Raw genomic sequence first — 21,963 nt, forward strand, 5'->3', positions numbered from 1 at the left:
TTTTCACAGGAGTTTCCTTTGTACTGAATGGAACAGGGAGAGGGCGGGCGCCAGGTCATCGGGCGCCAGGCCGGCAGCGGGACTGTACCTGCCGGAAGCGACCGTGAAGCGCAAGGGGATGCTGGCCGTCATGACGACGATGCGTGCAACATCAGCCACGTCCGCGGGCTGGTCTTCCTCACCCATCCCCGCGAACCACTGCGGGTTCTCGGCAAGGAGGCCGGTCAGGGCGCTGCGCACCAGGTCCTCGGCCTCGTTCATCCGCTCGACCATACGGTGGACCAGATGGGGGTACTGCCGCGTCAACTCACGGCGTCGGACCTGGTCCACACCCTCGTACGCGCTCAGTGCGACCGCCAGCAGGAGGCGCGAGACCTGACCGAGGACATCGCGGTGGAAGGAGAAGCCCTCGAGCAGGGCCGGATCCATCACCGGCGTCCGCAGGCCCAGCACGGCGTCCTCCTTGGACGGGAAGTAATTGAAGAAGGTGCGCTGTGAAACTCCTGCGCGGGCGGTGATCGTTTCCACCGTGGCGGAATCCAGCCCCCGTTCCAGGACCGACGCAACCGCAGCCTGATGCAGGGTCAACCAAGTCTCCGCCTTCTGGCGGTCACGCAGGGAGGGTAGGACTGTCGAACTCATCCCCCTAGTTTTGCGCATCTGCAAACATTGCACAAATGCACTTCGCGTGATCTACCTCAAAGACCCGAACGATGAGAGGTGCGACCGCCGTCCCGCTCCCTAGAGCTGGTCCTCGAGGTGGAAGACCTCATCGAGCCGCACGAAACCCTCGTCCGGACGCCCATCGAGCGCCACGAAGAACGGCGCCATGTCCGCCTGCCAACGCGCATTGACCTCGGTCCCGGCCATCGCCGCCTGGGAGGCAGCGAAGTCCTCGCACTCGACATAGCCGATCAGCAGGCCATCAGGACGCAGGAACAGCGAGTAGTTGTGCCACCCGGTGTCCTTGAGGGCGCGGGCCATGTCCGGCCAGATCGCGGCGTGGCGCTCGCGGTACTCGGGGATGCGCTCCGGCTGCACCTGGAGTTGGAAACAGACGCGTTCCATGGGTAGTCCTTCTTCCACGAGCAAAGTTGGTCAAATCAGGTCAGGGAGACGTGGCGGTGCTCGACGCCGAGGAGGGAGGCCGCCGCCTTCACGTCGGCCGCACGATGTCCGATGCACAGCGCCCAGTGGTGGCCGATGCCCGTCCGGCTCCACTCGTCCACCCAGAGTCCGGGATCGCCCCCGAAGTCCACGCGCGACGTCGTATTGCCGATGGCGAGCAGCGGGCCGGGCACCACGGTGCCCTCGGACGTGATGAAGACGTAGGAGCCGTCCGGGTCCTGGCCGATGCCGAAGGTCGTCACGGGGCCGTGCCGCACGTCGAACTCGACGGAGACGCCCCAGCCACGCTTCCCGTGGTAGACACCGAGCCCCCGTAGCAGCGGATGGGCCGCGCTGACGGCGAGGTGCGCCGGTCCGTCGTGGCCCATCTCCACAACATTGTCGAAGAAGTTCAGCGCCTGGATCTCGGTGAAGGATCCACCGGCTCCCATGGCCTGGGCAGCGAGCATGGCGATCGAGGTCCGCAGCTCGTACTCGCCGGCCATGGGCACACCTCGCGCGGTGAGGATCGAGGCGCCGAGGATCATGCCGGCCCCGAGGCGTTCGTGCTGCTCGCCGGCGAGGCCGCGGTGGTAGTAGGCAAGGGAATCGAGGTCGAACTCGGTGACGAGCCGGTCGAGTCCCACGGAGACCTTCGCGCCCCACGCGAAGTCGTCGTCGTCCACCGATCGATCCACCGTGAACAGGTTGCGGGCCAGGGCCATGCGCTCACGCACCTGCTCATCCGTGACCTCGCCGACGATCTCGCGCAGATCGTCGAACTCGATCACCTCCACATGCGAGCCGAACGTCGTCGACACCGTCGTCAGATCGGTGGAGACATCGAGCATCCCGGGGTAGACGTGGCCCATGAGTCCGTGGCGGGCGTGCCGGAGCCTGCCACGAACACCGGCCGCGTGCACCCACTGGTTGATGCGCTGCCACGCCGACTCCTGCTTGAGGTGGCCGGACACGGAGTGGAAGGGGATGCCCGCACGCTTGAAGACGTTGGCGACCTCGGGCACCGGGCACTGCCCGCAGTAGGCGAGCCACGCTCCGGTATCGACGTTAGCGTGGTCCATGGCCTCCGTGGGCTGGAGATCGATGACCAGCACCGGGGTCTGCGACCGTTGGGCGATCGGGAGCACCATGGAGGACGTGAGGTAGGTGGTGAGGAAGATGACGATCAGGTCGCAGTCGGCGCGGCGCAATTCCTCCGCGGCCAGTGCCGCCTCTCGAGCGTCGGACACGAAGCCGACATCGGTGACCTCGGCGTCGAGTTCGTTGAACCGGGAGGTCACATAGCGCGCGGACTCCTGCAGCTGCGGCAGGAGGTCGGGGAACTGCGGCCAGTAGGCGCCGAGGCCGCCCGAGACCAGGCCGAGGCGGGTAGGGCGACGGCGGATCGGCTCGAGGAGGGTCGAGGGGACCAGCGGTGCGACGGGCTCGCTTCGGGATTCGGCGGTCATGGGTGGCTCCTGGAGCGGCGGTGGGAACGACGAGAAAGACCTGGATGTGGGCTGACGCGGTCTGGCGAGGCGACGCTCGTGCAATGCCGAAAAGGCGGGGCACCCGCGAGGGCGCCCCGCCCGGCAGACGACTAGAAGTCGTAGTCGTCGATGTTCTCCGCGTTGAACTGTGTGGGCGGACCGACCAGCACGATGCCGCCGTCCCCGATCTCACGTTCGCCGAGCTCTCCGGCCTCGAAGGTGTCGCCGACCTCGCCGGTGATCGTCCCGTCGGCCAGGGCCTTGCCTGCGAAAGCCGCCACATAGCCGAGCTGAGCCGGGTCCCAGAGCGCGAACTCGGAGACCGTGCCGTCCTTGACGAACGGGCGCATCTCGTTCGGCAGGCCGAGACCTGTCAGGGCGACTTTCCCCTTGTACTCGGAGGTGGAAAGGTACCGGGCCGTCGCGGCGATGCCGACCGTGGTGGGCGAGATGATGCCCTTCAGGTCCGGGTACGCCTGCAGCAGGCCCTGCGCCTCCTGGAAGGACTTGGTGTCGTCGTCGTCGCCGTAGACCTTGGCGACGAGTTCGATATTCGCGTAGTCCGGGTTGGACGCCAATTCCTCCTCCATGAACTTGATCCACTCGTTCTGGTTGGTGGCGTTGGCTGTGGCGGACAGGATGGCGATCTCGCCCTCCCCGCCGATCTGCTCGGAGATGAGCTCCAGCTGGATCAGCGCCACGTCCTTGGCGTTGACCTGGCTGACGAAGAGGTCGCGGTAGTCCGGATTGGTGTCGGAGTCGAACGCCACGATCTTGGCGCCCGCGGTACGGGCTTCCTCGAGGGCGGGGCCTACGGCGTCGGGATCGTTCGCCGCGATCACGATCACGTTGGTGCCGCGCTGCGTCTCGGCGTTGATGAAGGACACCTGGCTGGAGGCGCTGGCATCGAGCGGGCCGACCACCTCCGAGGAAGCGAACCCGGCCTCTGTCGCGCCGTCCTCGCCGCCTCCCAGCACCACGTCGGTGTAGGGGTTGTTGAGCTGCTTGGGGATGAAGGTGATGGTCTGCTCGCCGTCGGACCCACTGCCACCCTCGCTGTCGCCGCCTTCGGACGCCGCACCGCCGCCGCAGGCACTGAGGACCAGGGCAGCACTGGTGGCGAGGGCTGCGAACGCTGCCCGCCGTCCGGTCGATCCGGAAGAAATGAACCTCATTGTTTTTCCTTTCGATGGGCGCCGGGGACCGGCGCCGGGTGCAACCCCAGGGGAACGGCTAGGGAAGTGGAGCAGAACGGACACGCCTGGAGTGGCGGGCCTGCTTGATGGCGGCGGCGACGTTGGGTGCCACCACCGAGATGATGAGCAAGGAGCCCGTCACGATGATGAGGACCACCTCGGAGACGCGATCCAGCTTCAGCGCGTAGTTAATGGTGCCGATCAGCAGGACCCCGGCGAGTACGCCCGGGATGGAGCCCTTTCCGCCGAAGATCGATACGCCGCCCAGCAGCACCGCTGCGATGACCGCGAGTTCGAGCCCGCTCGCGTTGTCGCTGCGGGCACTGGAGTAGCGGAGGGTCCAGTAGATGCCCGCCAGGGCGGACACGGTGCCGGTGGCCAGGTACAGGAGGAACTTGGAGCGGGCGACGTCGATACCGACGAATGTCGCTGCCTCCTTGCTGTAGCCGAGCGCGAAGAGCCCCCGGCCGAACGGCGTGAAGTGCAGCACGATCGCGAAGGCGACGATCAATACGACGACGCCGACCATGACGGTGGGGATACCCGTGCCGCCGATCTTCGACGTGAAGAAGGCGGTCAGGCCGGGCGGGAAGTTCGCGACGGCGTTGTCCCCGATCACCACGAGGGCCAGGCCGCGGAAGAGCGCGAGCGTGCCGATGGTCACCGCGAGGGACGGTAGCCCCAGGTAGGCGATCAGCACTCCGTTGAAGGCGCCCGCGACCAGGCCGGCGAGCACGCAGATCACCAGGACGAGTGCGATGGGCATGCCGCCCTGCCACAGCACGCCCATGAGGGCGCTGGTCAGGCCGGCGATGCTCGCGACCGAGAGGTCGATCTCCCCCGAGATGATGACGAGCGTCATGGGCAGGGCGATCAGCAGCGTGGGGATGACGTCGAGGAGCAGGAAGCCGACGGTGACGGGGGAGGCGAACCGCGGTATGACGATGCACGCATACAGCACGACGACGAGGAGAACGTAGATCATGACGGCGTCGCGCCCCAGCAGGATCCGGGCCGCCCCTGTCCGGCCCTTGGGGACGGCCAGCACGGTCGAGGTGTCTGCTGCGCCGCGTCGTCCAGGCTTCTGGCGCTTCTCCGTCCCGGGCCTGGTGCTTCCGGGTGATGCGGTCATGCGCCTGCCTTTCGCTGCAGTCTCCGACGGCTCGCCGTCGGGGTGGACGATGGTCCCGGAACCGGTGGGGTCAGACATTGCGCGCCTCCGCGATCCGGAGCTTGCGGGCGGCCCGCACACCGGCGATACGATCGATGACGACGGCAGCGAGGATCAGGATGCCCACGATGGCCTGCTGCCAGAACTTGTCGACGCGCAGGGCCGTGAGTGCGCTGGTGATGGTGGTCAGCAGCAGGGCGCCGATCGCCGCTCCCACCACGGTGCCGCTGCCGCCGAAGATCGCAACTCCTCCGACCACTGCGGCGGCGACGACGTCGAGCTCGAGTCCTGAGCCCGTCGTGGCGCCCACGGAGTTGAAGCGGCTCGCGTAGAGGACACCGGCCAGTCCTGCCAGCGCTCCGTTCACCACGAAGGCCATCAGGACGCGGCGTGTCACGGGGATGCCGAACAGTCTCGCCGCCTCGGGGTCCGATCCGATCGCGTAGAGGTCACGGCCGGGCCGCGTGCCGAGCATGTAGACCGCCACGATCGCGACGACGACGACGGCGATGAGGGTGATCACGGGGAAGCCGAGGATCGTGTCGACGGAGAGGTTGCCGAACGCCTCGGGGCGATCGCCGGCGAAGTACTGGGTGCCGCCCGCCCAGGCGTTGTTGATGCCGCGGAAGATGTAGAGCGTGCCGAGCGTGATGACGAGGGCCGGCACCTTGGCGACGGTGATCAGCAGGCCGTTCACCGCCCCGAGGACCGCACCGAAGAGGATCCCGATGCCGAAGACGGCGATGATCGGCAGGTTCGGGGCGGCCACGAAGACGCTGCCCGTCCCGAAGGCCACGAGCCCGAGGATGGAGCCGACCGAGAGGTCGATGTTCCGGGTGATGATCACGAGCGTCTGGCCGACGGCGAGGATCATGAGGATCGTGGCGTTCAGCAACAGGTCCTTGATGCCCTGCTCGCTGAGGAACAGCGGGTTGAGGGCAGCCGTCACGGTGACGAGGATGACGAGGGCGAGGATGACGGGCAGCTCGCGGAGCTTCAGGACCGATCCGAGGGCGGAGCGCCGCTGGTGCCCGGGGGCGGGATGTGCGGGAGCCGCACTCTTGCTGTCGAGGCTCATCGCGATGACTCCAGGGCTGCGGTTGCGGCGTGCATGACGGTTTCGGCGGTGGCCTCCGAGCGGTCCAGCCTGCCGGTGATCCGGCCCTCACGCATCACCAGGACACGATCGGCCATGCCGAGGACCTCGGGCAGTTCGGAGGAGATCATGAGGATGGCGATGCCCCGGCCGGCAAGCTCGGAGATCAGGCGGTGCACCTCACTCTTCGTGCCGACGTCGATACCTCGGGTCGGTTCGTCGATGATGAGGAGCTTGGGGTCCGTGGCGAGCCACTTCGCGAGGACGACCTTCTGCTGGTTCCCGCCGGAGAGCGTCGAGACCGGGTGCTCGGGCGAGCTCGACTTCACCTGCAGGCGCTTGCCCCAGGTCTCGGCCGCTTCCCGCTCCGCCCTCGTACTGATGAGGCCGAATTTCGCGAGCGAGTGGCGGAGCGTGAGGGCCGCGTTGCGCTCGACCGACAGCTCCATGACGAGCCCCTGCTTCCGTCGGTCCTCAGGCACGAAGCCGATACCCGCGTCGATAGACGCCCGCGGGTCCTTGCTGCGGAGCTTCTGCCCGAGCATCTCGACCGTGCCCGACTCGTACCGGTCGATTCCGAAGACCGCCCGCGCCACCTCCGTGCGCCCGGCCCCGACGAGTCCGGACAGCGCGACGATCTCGCCGGCCCGCACCTCGAAGTCGATGTCGTGGAAGACGCCGGGGCGCGTCAGGCCGCTGACCCGCAGCACGACGTCGCCCCTCTCCGTCTCGCTCTTGGGGAACAGGGCGTCGATGTCGCGGCCCACCATCTCGCGGACGATCGCCTCGACCGTCATCGCAGGCGTCTCGTGCGTCGCGATGTAGGTGCCGTCGCGCATGACCGTGATGCGGTCGCACAGTCCGAAGACCTCGTCGAAGCGATGCGAGATGAAGAGGATGCCACTGCCGGCATCGCGCAGTCGGCGGGCGACGGCGAAAAGGCGCTCCACCTCGACGCCGCTGAGCGCCGCCGTCGGCTCGTCCATGACCAGGACGCGGGCGTCCAGCGAGATGGCCTTGGCGATCTCGATGATCTGCTGGTCCGCGATGGAGAGGCCCTCCGCAACGCGGTCAGGATCTATGGGGACGCCGAGCTGGTCGAACAGATCCTTGGCCCTTCGGCGCATCTCGGCCCGGCTGATGAGGCCGAAGCGCCCTTTGGGCTGGCGCCCGATGAAGATGTTCTCGGCGACCGTGAGGTCGGGGAAGAGCGTGGGCTCCTGATAGATGACCGAGATGCCCGCGGCCTTGCTGTCGGCGACGTTGCGGAAACTGACAGCCTGCCCATCGACGCTGAATTCCCCGGCGTCGGGCTGGTGCACCCCGGCGAGGATCTTCACGAGCGTCGACTTCCCGGCCCCGTTCTCCCCCACCAGTGCGTGGATCTCGCCCGCGACGAGATCGATGGTCCCGTCGGCGAGGGCAACGACCGGACCGAAGGTCTTCAGAGCTCCCCGAAGGGTCAGCACGGACCGCCGTACCGGAGCGTTCGGGTCCGTGGCACCACTTTCACGACCATCCAGGTGCGTCATTGCAACTCCTCGAGGAAAATGAATCGTTTCAGAGCAACGGTTCATCTCGAATAGTAGGCGTGACCCCCATCACCGTCAACAGCCCGAGACCGACCTGTGACCTTACGTCCGAGAGGCGGACCCGGCCCTCAACCGGCGGCGTGCACCGCCGCCGTCGTGCTGCCGCGCTCCACCAGCTCGGGGTCGAAGATGACCTGCCGGCGGCGTGACGAGGGACTCTCGATCTCCTCGAGGAGGAGTTCGACCGCGGTGCGTCCCATGAGTTCGGTCGGCTTGCGGACGCTCGTCAGGGGCACCACGGCCGACGCGGAGAAGTCGATGTCGTCATAGCCGATCAGTGCCAGGTCCTCGGGGATGCGGAGGCCGCGGATCAGCAGGACGGCCTGCATCACCCCGATGGCGAGGAGATCGTTGGCGCAGAAGATGCCGTCCGGCAGCTCGCCCGGAGGCCGCTGCGCGATCCTGCCCCCGACGTCGCGTCCGGCGAGGACCGTCATCGCGTCCGCCTCCACGACCTCGAGGACGGCGTCGTCGTGCTCCTCGACGGCCTGACGAGCGCCCGCCAGGCGATCAGCAACCTGCTGGAATTCCGCCTTGGCGCCGACGAAGACGATGCGCCTGCGGCCCGCCTCCAGGAGGTGGCGGACAGCCATGTAGCCACCGGCGACGTCGTCCACGGATACCGAGCTGCAACGCCGCTGCGCGTCCACGCGGTCCACCAGCACCACGGGCATACCGCGCTTGCGGAGGGTCTCGACGCGCGGGCCGACGTCCCCGACGGGCGAGATGAGCATGCCCTGGACGCGCTGTTGCTCGAAGACGTCGATGTACCGGGCCTCGCGCTCCACGTCCTGGCCGCTGTCGCCGAGCACCACGGTACTGCCGTTCTCGGCGGCGCAGTCCTCCGCCGCACGGGCGAGTGAGGAGAAGAACGGGTTGCCGACGTCGAGCACGATCAGCCCGATGGTGCGGCTCTGGCCCGCGCGCAGTTGGCGTGCCGCGTCATTGCGTACGAAACCGAGGTGGTCGATGGCGGTCTGGACGCGCTCCCGCGTGGAGGACGAGACGCGCGTGGGGTGGTTGAGCACGTTCGAAACGGTGCCGACGGCGACGCCCGCGCGATCTGCGACGTCCTTGATGCTGACGGGTCGGCTGTCCATGGGTTCCTCGACGCTCGGGTCCTGGCCCGGGGAGTGCGGCAGGACTGTTGACACTCGGTCTGGAGCAAGGATAACTTTGAAACGTGCCAATGAAACGATTCAACGGCGCAGTACTTGTCCTTCTTCTCCCAGGCCGTCCCCTGAAGCGGAAGACACCCGATAAAACGCCGTCCGGGATGTGACGAAGCACCCCGGTCGCCACCACGCTGGAGAGAGTACATGACTGTCATCGACGACATCGCCGCAGAGTTGGATCAGCTCGCTATCGAGGTTCCCTCGTGGGCCTATGGCAATTCCGGGACCCGCTTCAAGGTGTTCGCGACGCCCGGAACGCCGCGCACGGTGCAGGAGAAGATCGCGGACGCCGCCATGGTGCACCGGCTCACCGGCCTCGCGCCCAGCGTCGCCCTGCACATCCCGTGGGACAAGGTAGATGACTACGGCATCCTCTCCTCCTACGCCGCCGACCACGGCATGGAACTCGGCACCATCAACAGCAACACGTTCCAGGATGACGACTACAAGTTCGGCAGCCTGACGCACAGCGACGCCGCGGTGCGGAACAAGGCGATCGACCACATGTACGAGTGCATTGAGGTCATGAACGTCACGGGCTCCCGTGACCTCAAGATCTGGCTGGCGGACGGCTCCAACTATCCGGGACAGGCCGACATGCGCTCGCGCCAGGACTGGCTGCAGGACTCGCTCCGCAAGGTCTACGACCGCCTCGGCGACGGCCAGCGCCTCGTCCTGGAGTACAAGTTCTTCGAGCCGGCGTTCTATCACACCGACGTCCCGGACTGGGGCACGTCCTACGCCCATTGCCTGCAGCTGGGCGAGAAGGCCCTCGTCTGCCTCGATACCGGACACCACGCACCCGGCACCAACATCGAGTTCATCGTGGCGCAGCTCATCCGCCTCGGAAAGCTCGGCTCCTTCGACTTCAACTCACGCTTCTACGCCGACGACGACCTGATCGTCGGCGCCGCCGATCCCTTCCAGCTCTTCCGGATCATGGCGGAGGTGGTCCGCGGTGACGGACTCTCGCCCGAGAGCGGGATAGCCCTCATGCTCGACCAGTGCCACAACCTCGAGGAGAAGATCCCCGGGCAGATCCGCTCCGTCCTGAACGTGCAGGAGATGACGGCGCGCGCACTGCTCATCGACAGGACCGCGTTGACGGCAGCGCAGGAGTCCGGTGACGTCCTCGGCGCCAACGCAATCATGATGGACGCCTTCTATACGGACGTCCGTCCGGGCCTGGCCCAGTGGCGCGAGACGAAGGGGCTTCCTGCGGATCCCATGGAGGCCTACCGCGCCAGCGGCTACCAGGACCGGATCAACACCGACCGACAGGGCGGCCAGCAGGCCGGATGGGGAGCATGACAGTGACGACGACGACGACGACAGGGCAGGCGAGCGCCTCCACGAACGGCTCCACCAACCAGACCGTCAGCGACCTCATCGGGCGGTCCAACCGCCTGGGCGCGGACAAGCGGAACACGAACTACGCCGGTGGCAACACCTCCGCCAAGGGCTTGGGCTTCGACCCTGCCACCGGCGAGGACGTCGAGCTGCTCTGGGTCAAGGGGTCCGGTGGTGATCTCGGGACGTTGAAGGAGTCCGGCCTCGCCGTTCTGCGGCTCGACCGGATGCAGGCCCTTCGCCGCGTGTACCCGGGGGTCGACCGCGAGGACGAGATGGTCGCGGCGTTCGATTACACACTGCACGGCAAGGGTGGCGCGGCCCCCTCCATCGACACCGCGATGCACGGCCTCGTCGACGCCGCGCACGTGGACCACCTGCACCCCGATTCCGGCATCGCGATCGCGACGGCGGCCGACGGCGAGGCGCTGACCAAGACGATCTTCGGGTCGAAGGTCGTGTGGGTGCCCTGGCGCCGGCCCGGCTTCCAGCTCGGACTCGATATCGCCGCCATCAAGGAAGCGAACCCCGAGGCCATCGGCACCATCCTCGGCGGCCATGGCATCACGGCGTGGGGGGACACCTCTGCCGAGGCCGAGGCGAACTCCCTGTGGATCATCGAGACCGCCGAGGGGTACATCGCCGAACACGGCACGGCCGAGCCCTTCGGTCCGGCCCTCGAGGGCTATGCAGCACTGTCCGGGGGTGAGCGCCGCGCGAAGGCTGCTGCGCTCGCGCCGACCATCCGCGGCCTCGCGTCCACGGACAAGGCGCAGGTGGGCCACTTCACCGACGATCCCCGCGTCCTGGACTTCCTCGCGTCCACCGCGCACCCGCGCCTGGGAGCCCTGGGCACCAGTTGCCCCGACCACTTCCTCCGCACCAAGGTGAAACCGCTCATCCTCGACCTCCCGGCCGGTGCCGACGTCGAGAGTTGCCTCCTGCGGCTGCGTGAACTGCACGCCGAGTACAGGACGGACTACGCCTCCTACTACGAGCGCCACGCGACGCCGGATTCGCCTGCCATGCGTGGTGCCGACCCGGCGATCGTGCTGGTTCCCGGCGTCGGCATGTTCTCCTTCGGAGCCAACAAGCAGACCGCGCGGGTAGCCGGGGAGTTCTACCTCAACGCGATCAACGTGATGCGCGGCGCCGAGGCCATCTCGACCTACTCACCCATCGAGGAGAGCGAGAAGTTCCGCATCGAGTACTGGGCGCTGGAGGAGGCGAAGCTGGCGCGCCTGCCGAGGCCGAAATCCCACGCCGGGCGCATCGCGCTCGTGACGGGAGCGGCATCGGGTATCGGCAAGGCCATCGCCACCCGCCTCGCCGCCGAGGGTGCCTGCGTGGTCATCGCGGACCTGAACATCGACAGCGCGAGCGCCGTCGCGGAGGAACTCGGCGGTCCCGACGTCGCCATCGGCGTCCAGGCCGACGTGACGGACCTGGCCCAGGTGCAGGAAGCCGTCCGGGCCACGGTGCTCGCCTTCGGTGGACTCGACCTCGTGGTCAACAATGCGGGCCTGTCCATCTCGAAGCCGCTCCTGGAAACCACCGAGAAGGACTGGGACCTGCAGCACAACGTCATGGCGAAGGGTTCCTTCCTCATGTCGCAGGCCGCCGCAAAGGTACTCATCGAGCAGGACATGGGCGGGGACATCATCTACATCTCCTCCAAGAACTCGGTCTTCGCCGGTCCCAACAACATCGCGTACAGCGCCACCAAGGCTGACCAGGCGCACCAGGTTCGGCTGCTCGCGGCCGAGCTCGGGGGCTACGGCGTCCGCGTCAACGGCATCAACCCCGACGGAGTGGTCCGCGGCTCGGGCATCTTCGCCGGGGGCTGGGGAGCCAAGCGCGCCGCTGTCTACGGCGTGGAGGAGGAGAAACTGGGCGAGTACTACGCGCAGCGCACGCTTCTCAAGCGCGAGGTGCTGCCGGAGAACGTGGCCAACGCGGTCGCCGTCCTGACCTCCGCCGAGCTCTCGCACACCACCGGCCTGCACATCCCGGTGGACGCTGGCGTCGCCGCGGCGTTCCTCCGCTGACGTGGGCGGTCGTCAGGGGGTGGCCTTCGCCGCCATCGACATCGGGGCTTCCTCCGGCCGCGTCATCCTCGGCAGGCTGACGGATGCAGGTCCGGACCTGCAGACCGTGCATCGCTTCGCCAATGGGGCCCAGTTCCTCGGCGGCGCCTTGCGTTGGGACATCGAGGCGCTGTTCGCCGAGGTCCTCGCCGGACTCGCGGCTGCCGCGCAAGCGGCGGCCGTGGCCGGGGACACCGTCACGAGCATCGGGATCGACACGTGGGCGGTGGACTACGGACTGGTGGACGACACCGGCGCCCTCCGCCACCTGCCTTTCAGCTACCGTGATGGCCGGACCGGGACGAGCATCGGCGTGGTGCATCGAGCCGTCCCGCCCGGACAGCTCTACGGGCAGACCGGGCTGCAGTTCCTGCCCTTCAACACGGTGTATCAGCTGGCCGCCGAGCGATCGCTGGAGGGCGTGCAGGCCCTGCTGATCCCCGACCTCCTCGCCTACCGCCTCACCGGCGAGCGACGCACCGAAGCCACGAACGCCTCGACCACAGGCCTGCTCGATGCCCGGACCGGTACCTGGGCAGTGGATCTCTTCGGCCCGCTGGGCCTGCGGGAGGACCTCTTCCCACCCCTCGTGGAGCCCGGCTCCACCATCGGTACCCTGTTGCCCGCGATCGCGCGCAAGACCGGGTTGCCGGAGGTGACCGCAGTTCTCGCGGTCGGATCGCATGACACGGCCTCCGCCGTCGCGGCAGTCCCTGCGGAGTCGGCCCACTTCGCGTACATCTCCTCAGGGACATGGTCACTCGTGGGGGTCGAGCTGGACGCACCGATCCTGACCGACGAGAGCCGCACCGCGAACTTCACGAACGAGCGCGGCGTGGACGGCACCATCCGCTACCTCCGCAATACCGGGGGGCTCTGGCTGCTGCAGGAGTGCCTTCGGGAGTGGTCCGTCGAGGGGCCCTCACCGGATCTGGCCGAGCTACTCGCGGCCGCGGCGGCGCTACCCGCGGGCGGTCCGATCATCGACGCCGACAGCACCGACTTCCTCGCGCCCGACGGCATGCCCGGGCGTATCCTGCGGGCAGCCGTGGCGTCGGGTGGGAGCATCCCCTCGTCGCGGGAGGCACTTGTGCGGTGCATCATGGACAGCCTCGCCGAGGCCTACGCCCGCACCCTCCAGGATGCCGCGCGGCTCTCTGGACACCGGATCGATGTCATCCATGTGGTGGGTGGCGGATCGCAGAACGCCCTGCTCTGCCAGCTGACGGCGGACCGGACGGGCCTGCCGGTCCTCGCGGGCCCCGTGGAGGCCACCGCACTCGGCAACATCCTCGTCCAGGCGAGAGCAGCCGGGTTGCTCGACGCCGGAACGGGCCTCGCAGGCATCAGGCGCGCGGCGCGCGCCGCGGCCAGTACGGTCCGCTACGACCCCGCGGACAAGGCGGCGCTGACGTCAGCGGGGTAGTCGCAACACCACCGGACCCTTCGCCGTCGACGGATCGACAACCACGCCGCGCTGCACCATCTCGGCGAGTCCCCGTTGGACCAGCCGACGGGCAGCACGACGGGCAGGCTCATGCACCGTGGTGCCGTCGGCTCCGAATGCCCCTGCCGCGTCGGTGGGATCGACGTCCGAGCCCCGGGATCCGGCGCTCAGGCGCGCGAGGAGCCACTCCTCGAGGGCTGTGTCGATCGGACGCACCTTCCGGGCCCGGCAGGCGTCGCTGCAGTACGCCACGTCCTCCCAGTTCCGCTCCCACTTCTTGCGCCACTCGATCCGACGGCCGCACGACCGGCAGGTCTTCGACTCGTGGGCAGCTCGGGAGGCCTTCGAACGGGACCCCACTACCGTCTCCGGCCGGGGGTCGGGGGACGGCGTGAAGAAACGCACCGGTCGGCGGTCACATGCGTCCGAAGATGGACCGTATGACCGCGAAGACCCCGTAGCAGATGAGGCCGACGGCAACTGCGGTCAGCACGTACACCCCGCCCGGGTGGTACTGCAACGCCTTCAGGCTGCCGTCCAGCCCGGTGGACTCCTGGGGATTGCGGTCAAGTCCGGCGATGACGAACAGACCGCCTACCAGCAGCAGTGCGATTCCCTTCGCGACATGGCCCACGACGCCGAACACTTCGATCACCCGACCGCGTGCCGTGTCCTCGAACGTCCGGAGCTCCGGGCGGAAAGTCCGGCGCACGCCCTTGATGACGAAATGGGCCCCGATCCCGAGGATTACTCCGGCGGTCACGAACACGAGCACCACTCCGAAGTTGGACGTGAGCAGGGAGCGCGTGAAGTCGACCGTCGACTGGGACGAGTCGGGGCCGTCGCCGAGGGCGAAGCGCGCGAATGTGCCCGCCATGGATCCGTAGATGACCACGAGCGAGCCCGACGAGATGTGCTTGCCGATCCGCTCCCTCCTGCCGAGGTGACGTGCCCGCAGCGTCGCCTCGCTGAACTGCCACAGTGCCAGTCCGGCGCAGCCCACAGCGCAGATCCACATGATCGCGGTGCCGAGGTTCCCCTCGGCCACTTCCTCCAGGGCTCCCGTCGGTTCCGCCTCGCCCTTCCCGCCGAAGGCGAGGCGGAGAGCGATGATGCCGATCAGGATGTGCACCACCGCGAGCGCCGCGAACCCGAGGCGCGCCGCTACATCCAGGGCGCGTGCGTCGGACACCGATTCGACGGCATCGGCGGCCCGGCTTGCCGCGCTCCGCTGGTCGGCGTTGCTGTCCGTCGTCATCGCAACCGCCTCCCGTCGTCGCCTGCGCGTACCGCCGAGGGCCATCGGACGGAAACACCGAGCAGGTGTTGTCCAAGTTTAGGAGAAGGTGACGGCAGGACGGTCGGCAACCGACACCTTGCGCCGGCCGCGCTCCGCTGCCTGCTCCGATCCCTTCCCGGCCTCCATCAGGCACCGATCCGATACCAGCGGCACGGCTCCCAAGCCTTGAGCCGGCCGTCCCGACACGGCACACTGGTCATGCCAGTCCCTTCGGCATGTCAGCGCACACCGTGGTCTCACCCAAACCGATTCGTCGGACGTCGCTGCCCCGACTACTTGGAGCGCCCATGCTGAATGACGACATCGTGACGGAGAGCGGTTCGCTGCGCCTGGCGCAGGAGCGTGACCTGATCACCGCCCTCGAGGGGATAGAAATCAGCGCGGACCTCGCGCTCGCTGTGATCGAGGCAGCGGACGTCCGGGCGTTCGCCGAGGCGCTCGGTCGGCTCGACGTCGCCTTCTGGGCCGAGGTGACCGGACTCGACGCCCTGGCGCGGATCGAGGGAGCCCCGGGAGCACGGACGCGAGGACAGGAGATCCTCGACTGGGCGACCGAGCAGGGTGATGCCCGCCTGGCCAGTCGCTGTCATGCCCTGATCGCCATGATGGATCTCCTCGCAGGGCATTCCGGGTCGGGCGCTGAACAGGCGACCATCGCCGTGACACTCCTCGACGGTTCGGAGCTGCCGCGCCTGCGGGCGAAGCTGCTGACGCGGCAGGCCATCGGCTTGCTGGGCGCGGGTCTCCTCCAGCACGGATTCGCCGTGTCACGGCGAGCGCTGGCCCTCGCCGAACACCTGGACGACAATGATCTCCTGGCACAGCTCGCTTCCAATGCCTTCCATGCGGCACTCGACGAGGCCATGCCGGAGGAGGCGACGTTCTGGCTGGAGCGGCTCCAGGCCGTGATAGCCGCCTCTCCCGAGCTCGAGACGGAGTTGGGAGACGTGCTCGCGCGCGGTCACCTCGCAGCCCACCGCCCCTGGGATGCCCTCGAAGTCCTGCAGCGTTCGGACGAAGCCGACACCGCGACGTCCCAGCCGGAGACGAAGGCCTACCGGATGCTCCTTCTCGCTCAGGCCCATCATGGAGTCGGTGACCTGGCTTCCGCACGGAGCGCACTCGACCGGGCGGAGCATCTCACTGCGCGCCACGCGCTCGAGGAAGTGGCTTCGATGATCCTCGAGGAGCGCGCTGCCGTGGCCGCGTCCGCGGCCGATTTTCGTCTTGCCTACGAACTGCACCGGCAGTTCCACCACACCGCCAGGACGCGCTGGATCGAAGCGCGACGTTCACAGGTGGACCATCTGTTCGCCGAGCAGAACGTGACGGAGGCCATCGAGAGGGCCGAGCAGGCGGAGGCCGCCGTCGCCGTCGATCCACTCACCAAGGTACGCAACCGACGTTGGGTCGAGGACTCACTTCCCGAGGTCGTCCGCAGATGGCAGACCGGCGGGAGATGGACGGGTTCGCTGGCGATCCTCGACCTGGACCACTTCAAGCAGGTCAACGATCGCTACGGGCACCCGGCGGGGGACGACGTCCTCGTCGCCGTCGCCGGGTGCCTGGAACAGGGCTCGGGCGTCAGGTATGTTGCCCGCATCGGCGGTGAGGAGTTCCTGCTGGTCCTGGAGCAGCAGGCTGACCAGCAGGAAGTAGCGGGCGGCGTCCTGTCCTCCCTGCGCAGCCTCGAATGGCCCCACATACACCTCGGGCTGCATCTCACCGCGAGCATCGGCTTCGCGGACTGCACACCGGGGGCGTCATCGGCGGACCTTCTGCGGGAGGCGGACCGGAATCTGTACAGGGCGAAGCGGGCCGGCAGGGACCGGGCGGTCGGCCCCTGGTAGTCCGGGGCGCTCTCCGCCAAGGCAGCTCGACCCGCCCCACCTATCGGCCCCCGCATGCGAACCCCGTGGAACGACGCTGACGGGACCGGAGTGGTCAGTCCCGTTGCACGAGCCACTCCCCGAGCGCCGCGCGCACCAGTTCCGCACCACCCTTGCCGCCGTAATGCGCGGCGAAGCGCGGGTCCGCCACGTACATGTCACCGAGACCGCGAAGGTACTCCTCCGACAGGGAGCCGTCCTGTTCGCGGGGAACCCCCGGAACATCCGACAGCCAGGCGATGTGGCGCTCGGCGAGACGCTGGGCCTCGTCGCTATCAGGCGACGCGCCCCTCGATGCGGCGGCGATCCAGCGGGCGGTGAGGTCTGCCACGTCCCGCTGGAATTCCGCCCGCTCGTCGTCGCTCTTGCCGCGCCACCACGAGTTGCCCTGCCCATAGGCGTCCTGCCCCCACCGATCCACCACCTCCCGCTCGTAGCGCGTGTGGTCGAATCCGCTGAACATCCTCTCCGGCATGGGTTCATCTCCTCGCTCGAGGGCCTCCACCGTGGTGAGGACCGCACTGATCTGCAGGTCGAGCCGTTGCTGCTCGCCGCGGAGGTGGTCAAGGTGAGCCCGCAGGGCCGACGCGGGGCTGTCGCTGCGCCCGTCGTCGATCACGTCCCGGATGACCGGCAGCGGCAGTCCCAGCGACCTCAGCAACAGGATGCGCTGGAGCCTCACGAGGGCCGCGGAGTCGTAGTACCGGTATCCGTTCGCCCCGATGCGGGTCGCGTCCAGCAGACCGATGTCGCCATAGTGGCGCAGTGTCCGGCTCGTGGTTCCGGCCAGCCGGGCAACAGCCGCGATGGGATGGTCCACCTCGTCCTCCTCCGTCCGCCGCACGGGAGGCGCCGGTACCTACAACGGTAGGAATTGACGCACGGTCAAGGTCAAGTCCCCTGGTTGCTGGTTGCGCCCTGCGCATCGATCAGGGAGGGTGACGAGGTCCCACCCGTCCGGCGATCAGCTGTACCAGAACCACTGCGGCGGGCGCCACGAGGCCGGGACTATGTGCGCATTGAACGTGCCACATTCGGAGCAGCTGTAACTGGCGCTCGCAGGAATGAGGTCCGTGGAATGCTCCGCCTGCCGAGCGGGGACGAACTCCTCGAAGATCAGGTACTCATCTGTGCGGCACTGGGGGCAGGAGGGTGATTCGCCCGTGTCCGCGAGTGGAAGGGATGAGCTGCTGGTGTGCAGGCTTCGCCCGTGGTGGATTGTTGTCATGAGATGCACCATTCCCGTCTTGCAACCGACGCTGGGTGCAAGGAGTGAGGGTATTTGTCCCTCGAATATAGACTCCCGCCACGTATTGCGGAAGGACCCGTCTCGTGCTGCCCGCAGCCATGCGGCTGGATTCCTACCGGCTGGCACAATGGGCCACATGACCGCCAGGGCTCCGAGATCCGCAGCAGCACTGCCTCCCGAGCAGGCCGCACCCATGCGCCGCGCCCTCGGGCAGAGTGCCGACGTCACCGTCTTCGTGGACGGCACCGCCCACCGCCTCCCCGCGGAGGCACAGGCAGCCGTCGTCGACCTCCTCTCCCGCCTGTCCGACGGCGACGCCGTACAGGTGACCTCCGTGGCTGAACTGCTCACCACCTCGCAGGCGGCCGAGCTCGCCGGGATCTCCCACAGCTACCTGCGCAAGCTCACCGATGCCGGCACCCTGCCGGTCGAGTACCGCGGTTCGCACCGGCGTATCCGCCGGGCCGACGTCGAGGACTGGTTGCGGAGCCAGCTCCGCCGCAAGGAGCTGTCCGCGGTCACTGACGTGACCGGCTCCCCGGATCAGCCGCCCTCCTGAGCGCACTCCTCGACGCCGGTCAGGCCCGCTCGAAACGGGGCCGCGACAGCCACCGATCGGCCTTGAGGGCGAGGTGCAGCTCGAGCCGCACCATGCCCGCGAGCGGATCGACGCCGATGATGGAGCGGATCCTCGTGAGTCGGTTGTATACGCTGCTGCGGTGGAGGTGCAGCTGGGTGGCGACGTCCTGCACCGAGCCGTTCTTGTCGTACAGCAGCTCGAGGACAGGCAGGAGTTCGCCGAGCCGGTCGGCCTCGCGCAATTCCGCGAAGTGGATACTGCCGAGGGCGGGAGCCTGCCAGCCGACGGCGCCCAGGAACTGGTAGACGCCGATATCGGCGTACGAGCATGGCACGCCCAGTTGCGGATCGACGGCGACCGCCTGCACCGTGTGCTGCGCCTGCAGCAGGGCCCCTGCCAGCGCCCGGGGATCGGCGGCCGGCTCGCTCAGCCCGAGGACGGATCGACCTGCGAGGCGGCCGGCACGCTTCGCCACCTCGGCCCGGTACCTGTCGAGGACCTGATGCAGGGCATTGCGTCCGACCTCGGAGTGGCACAGCAGGACCGAGAACTCCGCGGCACCGGCACTGAAGAGGACGGGTGCGACGCCGACCGTCGCCTGGAGCGCGAGCGTGCGCTGAAGGAGCGCGGCCTCGTTGGGATCGGCGGCGTCTCCTGACGGTGCGGCCTCCGGCAGTTCGTGGACCACCGCCACGCGCCACGGACCGTGCCCTGCCAGTTCCCGCCACCCACGGAGCTCCTCGACGGCTGTGGCAACACCGCGGCATGCCGCGAGGAAGGTTGCCTCGCGCTGCGTCCGCCGCTCGGACGACGCCGTGTCCGTCTCGAGGAGCAGTTCTGCGAGACGATCGATGGTCGGCCGCACCGCGGGCAGCGCGGCGAGGATGCCCTCGGCGGGATCCTCGTTGGACTGCTGCTGCACCCACAGGTACCCCACGCGGAAGCCCCGCACCAGCAGGGGCACGCATACCCGCCCGAGCATGCCTAGCTCCTCGTTGGCTGGAACGGCAACGGGGCGGACGGCCTGGCCGATCCCGTGGCGCAGCTGCCACTCGCTCACGTCCGCGGGGACCTTTTTGCTCAGGAGGAAATTGACCCGGACACGGTCCGCCGACGTCTGGTGGCTGCTGTAGGCGAGGAGGACGCCGTCGGGATCCTCGAGCGAGAGCCCGCGTTCGAGTCCCCGAGCTATGGATTCGACGACGTCCTCTATGACCTGGTTCTGCACAGCCCAAGAGTAAGCAGGTGGGACGCCTGGGCGACATCTGCCGCCACTCTGCTCGACATCTGTCGAGCGCGTCGCCGCGCATCGACGTGCTAGTGGCGCAGGTCACATGCGGCAACAGTCCCGGATCGACGGGCCTCCCAGCTCACGAGCTGATTACCGGTACCGTTCAACTCCGTTCGAGCGACGAAAGGAGTGGAGCCGAGCAGGCACACGGTCCTTATTCTGGTTCTACCCCCGTCCGCCCCGATCGCAGCCTGGAGAATCCCATGATCATCGGCGTCCCCAAAGAAGTGAAGAACAACGAGTTCCGCGTCGCCATCACCGCGTCCGGCGTCCACGAGTTCAGGGCCCACGGCCACACCATCCTGGTGGAGCGGGGAGCAGGAATCGGTTCCAGTATCACCGACGCCGCGTATGAGGCGGCGGGCGCGGAACTGGTCGATGCCGCGGACGAGGTCTGGGCGCGGGCGGACATGGTCATGAAGGTCAAGGAGCCGGTCCCCGCCGAGTACCACCGTTTCCGCGAGGGACTTCTCCTCTTCACGTACCTCCATCTGGCCGCCGAGCCCGAGCTGACTCGTGCGTTGCTCGACTCCGGTGTTACGGCGATCGCCTACGAAACGGTGCAGGACGGCCGCTCGCTCCCCCTCCTGGCGCCGATGTCCGAGGTCGCGGGCCGGCTCTCCGTTCAGGTCGGCGCCCAGGTGATGACCGCGCCCGCCGGCGGGCCCGGCCTGTTACTCGGCGGTGTCGCGGGTGTCCGTCCCGCCAAGGTCGTTGTTCTCGGCGCGGGTGTGGCGGGAACCAACGCGACGGCGATGGCTGTCGGCACCGGCGCGGACGTCACGATCCTCGACATCAACATCGCGCGGCTCCGGGAGATCGACGCCCTCTATGCCGGACGCGTGAAGACCGTCGCGTCGAACGCGCTCGAGATCGAGACGTCCGTCCTCGAGGCCGACCTCGTGATCGGGTCCGTGCTCATTCCCGGCGCACGTGCTCCCAAGCTCGTCACCAACGCCCTCGTGGCGCGCATGAAGCCCGGTAGCGTCCTCGTGGACATCGCGGTGGACCAGGGCGGCTGCTTCGAGGACTCGCGCGTCACCACCCACGAGGACCCGACGTTCACCGTGCACGGGTCGCTGTTCTACTGCGTGGGCAACATGCCCGGCGCGGTTCCCCACACGTCCACCTACGCCCTGACCAACGTCACCCTCCGCTACGCCGTCGCACTGGCCGACAAGGGCGTCCGCCGTGCATTCGAAGCCGATCCCGCGCTCGCGCGTGGCCTGAACGTCGCCTCGGGCAGGGTGGCCCACCACTCCGTGTCAGAGGCGCACGGGCTCGATCTCGCGGGTGACTGGTCGGCACTCGTCTAGTCGGGACGTAGGTGGGAATGTTCCTCACCGCGCCGCGACGGCCAGGAACGTGATGGGAAGTTCGAGGAGGTCGAGCGGTCCGTGTGGTCCTTCCCCGTCGAGCAGGAGGGAGTCCCCGGATTCCATCGTGTACTCGTACGGCCCGTGGCCGTACACCATCCTGCCGGACAGCAGGAAGATGAATTCCGTACCCGGGTGCTGGAACAGGGGGAAGACGTCGGAGGCGTCGGTGAGCGTGACAAGGGTCGGCTCCAGCGCGTCACTCCGGCCCTTGAGGGCTCCGAGGACGCGGTATTCGTGTCCGTGCTGGGTGCCACTGCGGACCGTGACGCTACCTGCACCGCTCTTGGTGAACGTAGCATCGCGGTCCGTGTCCGCGCCCCGGAAGAGCGCGGTCACCGGGATCGCCAGTCCGTCCGCCAACCGTTGCAGCGTCGTCAGCGAACAGGATGTGCTGGCCGTCTCGATCTTCGAGATCATGCCCTTGGAGAGTCCTGTCCGGGCCGCGAGTTCGGCGGACGAGAGGTTCTGGGCTGTTCGGTAGTGCCGCACCTGCGCGCCGATGACCTGCTCGATCTTCCCGCTGACGTCGTCGTGGGCATTTTCGGTCATGCACGCCATCCTAGG

General features: G+C 68.0%; 19 protein-coding genes. 6 read left to right on the plus strand and 13 right to left on the minus strand.

Annotation, left to right across the window (positions count from 1 at the left end):
- Window positions 1-3 precede the first annotated feature (3 nt).
- The 8 genes from D6T63_RS16630 to D6T63_RS16665 form a co-directional block, all read right to left on the minus strand.
- On the minus strand, window positions 4-642 hold the full coding sequence (locus tag D6T63_RS16630) for a TetR/AcrR family transcriptional regulator (RefSeq protein ID WP_182977072.1): 639 nt from the start codon (window positions 640-642) through the stop codon (window positions 4-6).
- Between the two features lie 99 nt (window positions 643-741).
- Complete coding sequence (locus D6T63_RS16635) at window positions 742-1,068, minus strand: L-rhamnose mutarotase (RefSeq protein ID WP_120150177.1); 327 nt, start codon at window positions 1,066-1,068, stop codon at window positions 742-744.
- 35 nt (window positions 1,069-1,103) lie between these two features.
- Window positions 1,104-2,576 carry an L-fucose/L-arabinose isomerase family protein gene (locus D6T63_RS16640; RefSeq protein WP_120150178.1) on the minus strand — a complete coding sequence of 491 codons (1,473 nt, stop codon included), beginning with the start codon at window positions 2,574-2,576 and terminating at the stop codon, window positions 1,104-1,106.
- Window positions 2,577-2,707: 131 nt separating this feature from the next.
- On the minus strand, window positions 2,708-3,772 hold the full coding sequence (gene rhaS / locus D6T63_RS16645) for a rhamnose ABC transporter substrate-binding protein (protein ID WP_120150179.1): 1,065 nt from the start codon (window positions 3,770-3,772) through the stop codon (window positions 2,708-2,710).
- Window positions 3,773-3,830: 58 nt separating this feature from the next.
- Window positions 3,831-5,003 (minus strand): ABC transporter permease, encoded by a 1,173-nt coding sequence (locus D6T63_RS16650; protein WP_235830821.1) that lies wholly within the window; start codon window positions 5,001-5,003, stop codon window positions 3,831-3,833.
- On the minus strand, window positions 4,996-6,042 hold the full coding sequence (locus D6T63_RS16655; RefSeq protein ID WP_120150180.1) for an ABC transporter permease: 1,047 nt from the start codon (window positions 6,040-6,042) through the stop codon (window positions 4,996-4,998). Before D6T63_RS16655 ends, D6T63_RS16650 begins: the two co-directional genes overlap by 8 nt.
- Window positions 6,039-7,592, minus strand: coding sequence for a sugar ABC transporter ATP-binding protein (locus tag D6T63_RS16660; RefSeq protein WP_120150181.1), 1,554 nt, complete (start codon window positions 7,590-7,592; stop codon window positions 6,039-6,041). The genes D6T63_RS16655 and D6T63_RS16660 overlap by 4 nt, the downstream gene beginning before the upstream one ends.
- 128 nt (window positions 7,593-7,720) lie before the next feature.
- Window positions 7,721-8,752 (minus strand): LacI family DNA-binding transcriptional regulator, encoded by a 1,032-nt coding sequence (locus tag D6T63_RS16665; RefSeq protein ID WP_120150182.1) that lies wholly within the window; start codon window positions 8,750-8,752, stop codon window positions 7,721-7,723.
- A 219-nt stretch (window positions 8,753-8,971) separates the two neighbouring features.
- Here D6T63_RS16665 and rhaI point away from each other — a divergent pair, with 219 nt between their 5' ends.
- Genes rhaI through D6T63_RS16680 form a run of 3 tightly spaced genes read left to right on the plus strand, consistent with a single transcriptional unit; the run spans window position 8,972 to window position 13,690 of the window.
- Entirely contained in the window at window positions 8,972-10,138 is a 1,167-nt protein-coding gene (rhaI, locus tag D6T63_RS16670; RefSeq protein WP_182977073.1) for an L-rhamnose isomerase, read from the plus strand.
- Window positions 10,135-12,225, plus strand: a complete 2,091-nt coding sequence (locus D6T63_RS16675) for a bifunctional aldolase/short-chain dehydrogenase (protein ID WP_120150183.1) — start codon at window positions 10,135-10,137, stop codon at window positions 12,223-12,225. Before rhaI ends, D6T63_RS16675 begins: the two co-directional genes overlap by 4 nt.
- 1 nt (window position 12,226) lies before the next feature.
- Window positions 12,227-13,690, plus strand: a complete 1,464-nt coding sequence (locus D6T63_RS16680) for a rhamnulokinase (RefSeq protein ID WP_120150184.1) — start codon at window positions 12,227-12,229, stop codon at window positions 13,688-13,690.
- Here D6T63_RS16680 and D6T63_RS16685 read toward each other — a convergent pair.
- Window positions 13,679-14,071 (minus strand): DUF2256 and DUF3253 domain-containing protein, encoded by a 393-nt coding sequence (locus tag D6T63_RS16685; protein ID WP_120150185.1) that lies wholly within the window; start codon window positions 14,069-14,071, stop codon window positions 13,679-13,681. The genes D6T63_RS16680 and D6T63_RS16685 overlap by 12 nt on opposite strands.
- A 55-nt stretch (window positions 14,072-14,126) precedes the next feature.
- Window positions 14,127-14,969 carry a DUF1206 domain-containing protein gene (locus tag D6T63_RS16690; RefSeq protein ID WP_120150186.1) on the minus strand — a complete coding sequence of 281 codons (843 nt, stop codon included), beginning with the start codon at window positions 14,967-14,969 and terminating at the stop codon, window positions 14,127-14,129.
- Window positions 14,970-15,298: 329 nt separating this feature from the next.
- On the opposite strand from D6T63_RS16690, the gene D6T63_RS16695 reads away from it, so the two are divergent.
- Window positions 15,299-16,861: a GGDEF domain-containing protein gene (locus tag D6T63_RS16695; protein WP_120150187.1), complete on the plus strand. Its 1,563-nt coding sequence runs from the start codon at window positions 15,299-15,301 to the stop codon at window positions 16,859-16,861.
- 94 nt (window positions 16,862-16,955) lie between these two features.
- Here D6T63_RS16695 and D6T63_RS16700 read toward each other — a convergent pair whose 3' ends face one another.
- Window positions 16,956-17,720 (minus strand): MerR family transcriptional regulator, encoded by a 765-nt coding sequence (locus D6T63_RS16700; RefSeq protein ID WP_120150188.1) that lies wholly within the window; start codon window positions 17,718-17,720, stop codon window positions 16,956-16,958.
- 565 nt (window positions 17,721-18,285) lie between these two features.
- Between D6T63_RS16700 and D6T63_RS16705 the strand changes: the two genes are divergently transcribed.
- Window positions 18,286-18,708 carry a helix-turn-helix domain-containing protein gene (locus D6T63_RS16705; RefSeq protein WP_120150189.1) on the plus strand — a complete coding sequence of 141 codons (423 nt, stop codon included), beginning with the start codon at window positions 18,286-18,288 and terminating at the stop codon, window positions 18,706-18,708.
- A gap of 19 nt (window positions 18,709-18,727) precedes the next feature.
- On the opposite strand, the gene D6T63_RS16710 is transcribed toward D6T63_RS16705, so the two are convergent.
- Window positions 18,728-19,957, minus strand: coding sequence for a PucR family transcriptional regulator (locus D6T63_RS16710; protein WP_120150190.1), 1,230 nt, complete (start codon window positions 19,955-19,957; stop codon window positions 18,728-18,730).
- A 266-nt stretch (window positions 19,958-20,223) separates the two neighbouring features.
- Between D6T63_RS16710 and ald the strand changes: the two genes are divergently transcribed.
- A complete protein-coding gene (gene ald, locus D6T63_RS16715) occupies window positions 20,224-21,336 on the plus strand; it encodes an alanine dehydrogenase (protein ID WP_120150191.1) in 1,113 nt (370 codons plus the stop codon).
- A gap of 24 nt (window positions 21,337-21,360) precedes the next feature.
- Here ald and D6T63_RS16720 read toward each other — a convergent pair whose 3' ends face one another.
- Window positions 21,361-21,948: a helix-turn-helix domain-containing protein gene (locus D6T63_RS16720; RefSeq protein WP_235830822.1), complete on the minus strand. Its 588-nt coding sequence runs from the start codon at window positions 21,946-21,948 to the stop codon at window positions 21,361-21,363.
- Window positions 21,949-21,963: the final 15 nt, after the last annotated feature.

Source organism: Arthrobacter cheniae (genome assembly GCF_003602275.1).
GTDB classification, from domain to species: domain Bacteria; phylum Actinomycetota; class Actinomycetes; order Actinomycetales; family Micrococcaceae; genus Arthrobacter_D; species Arthrobacter_D cheniae.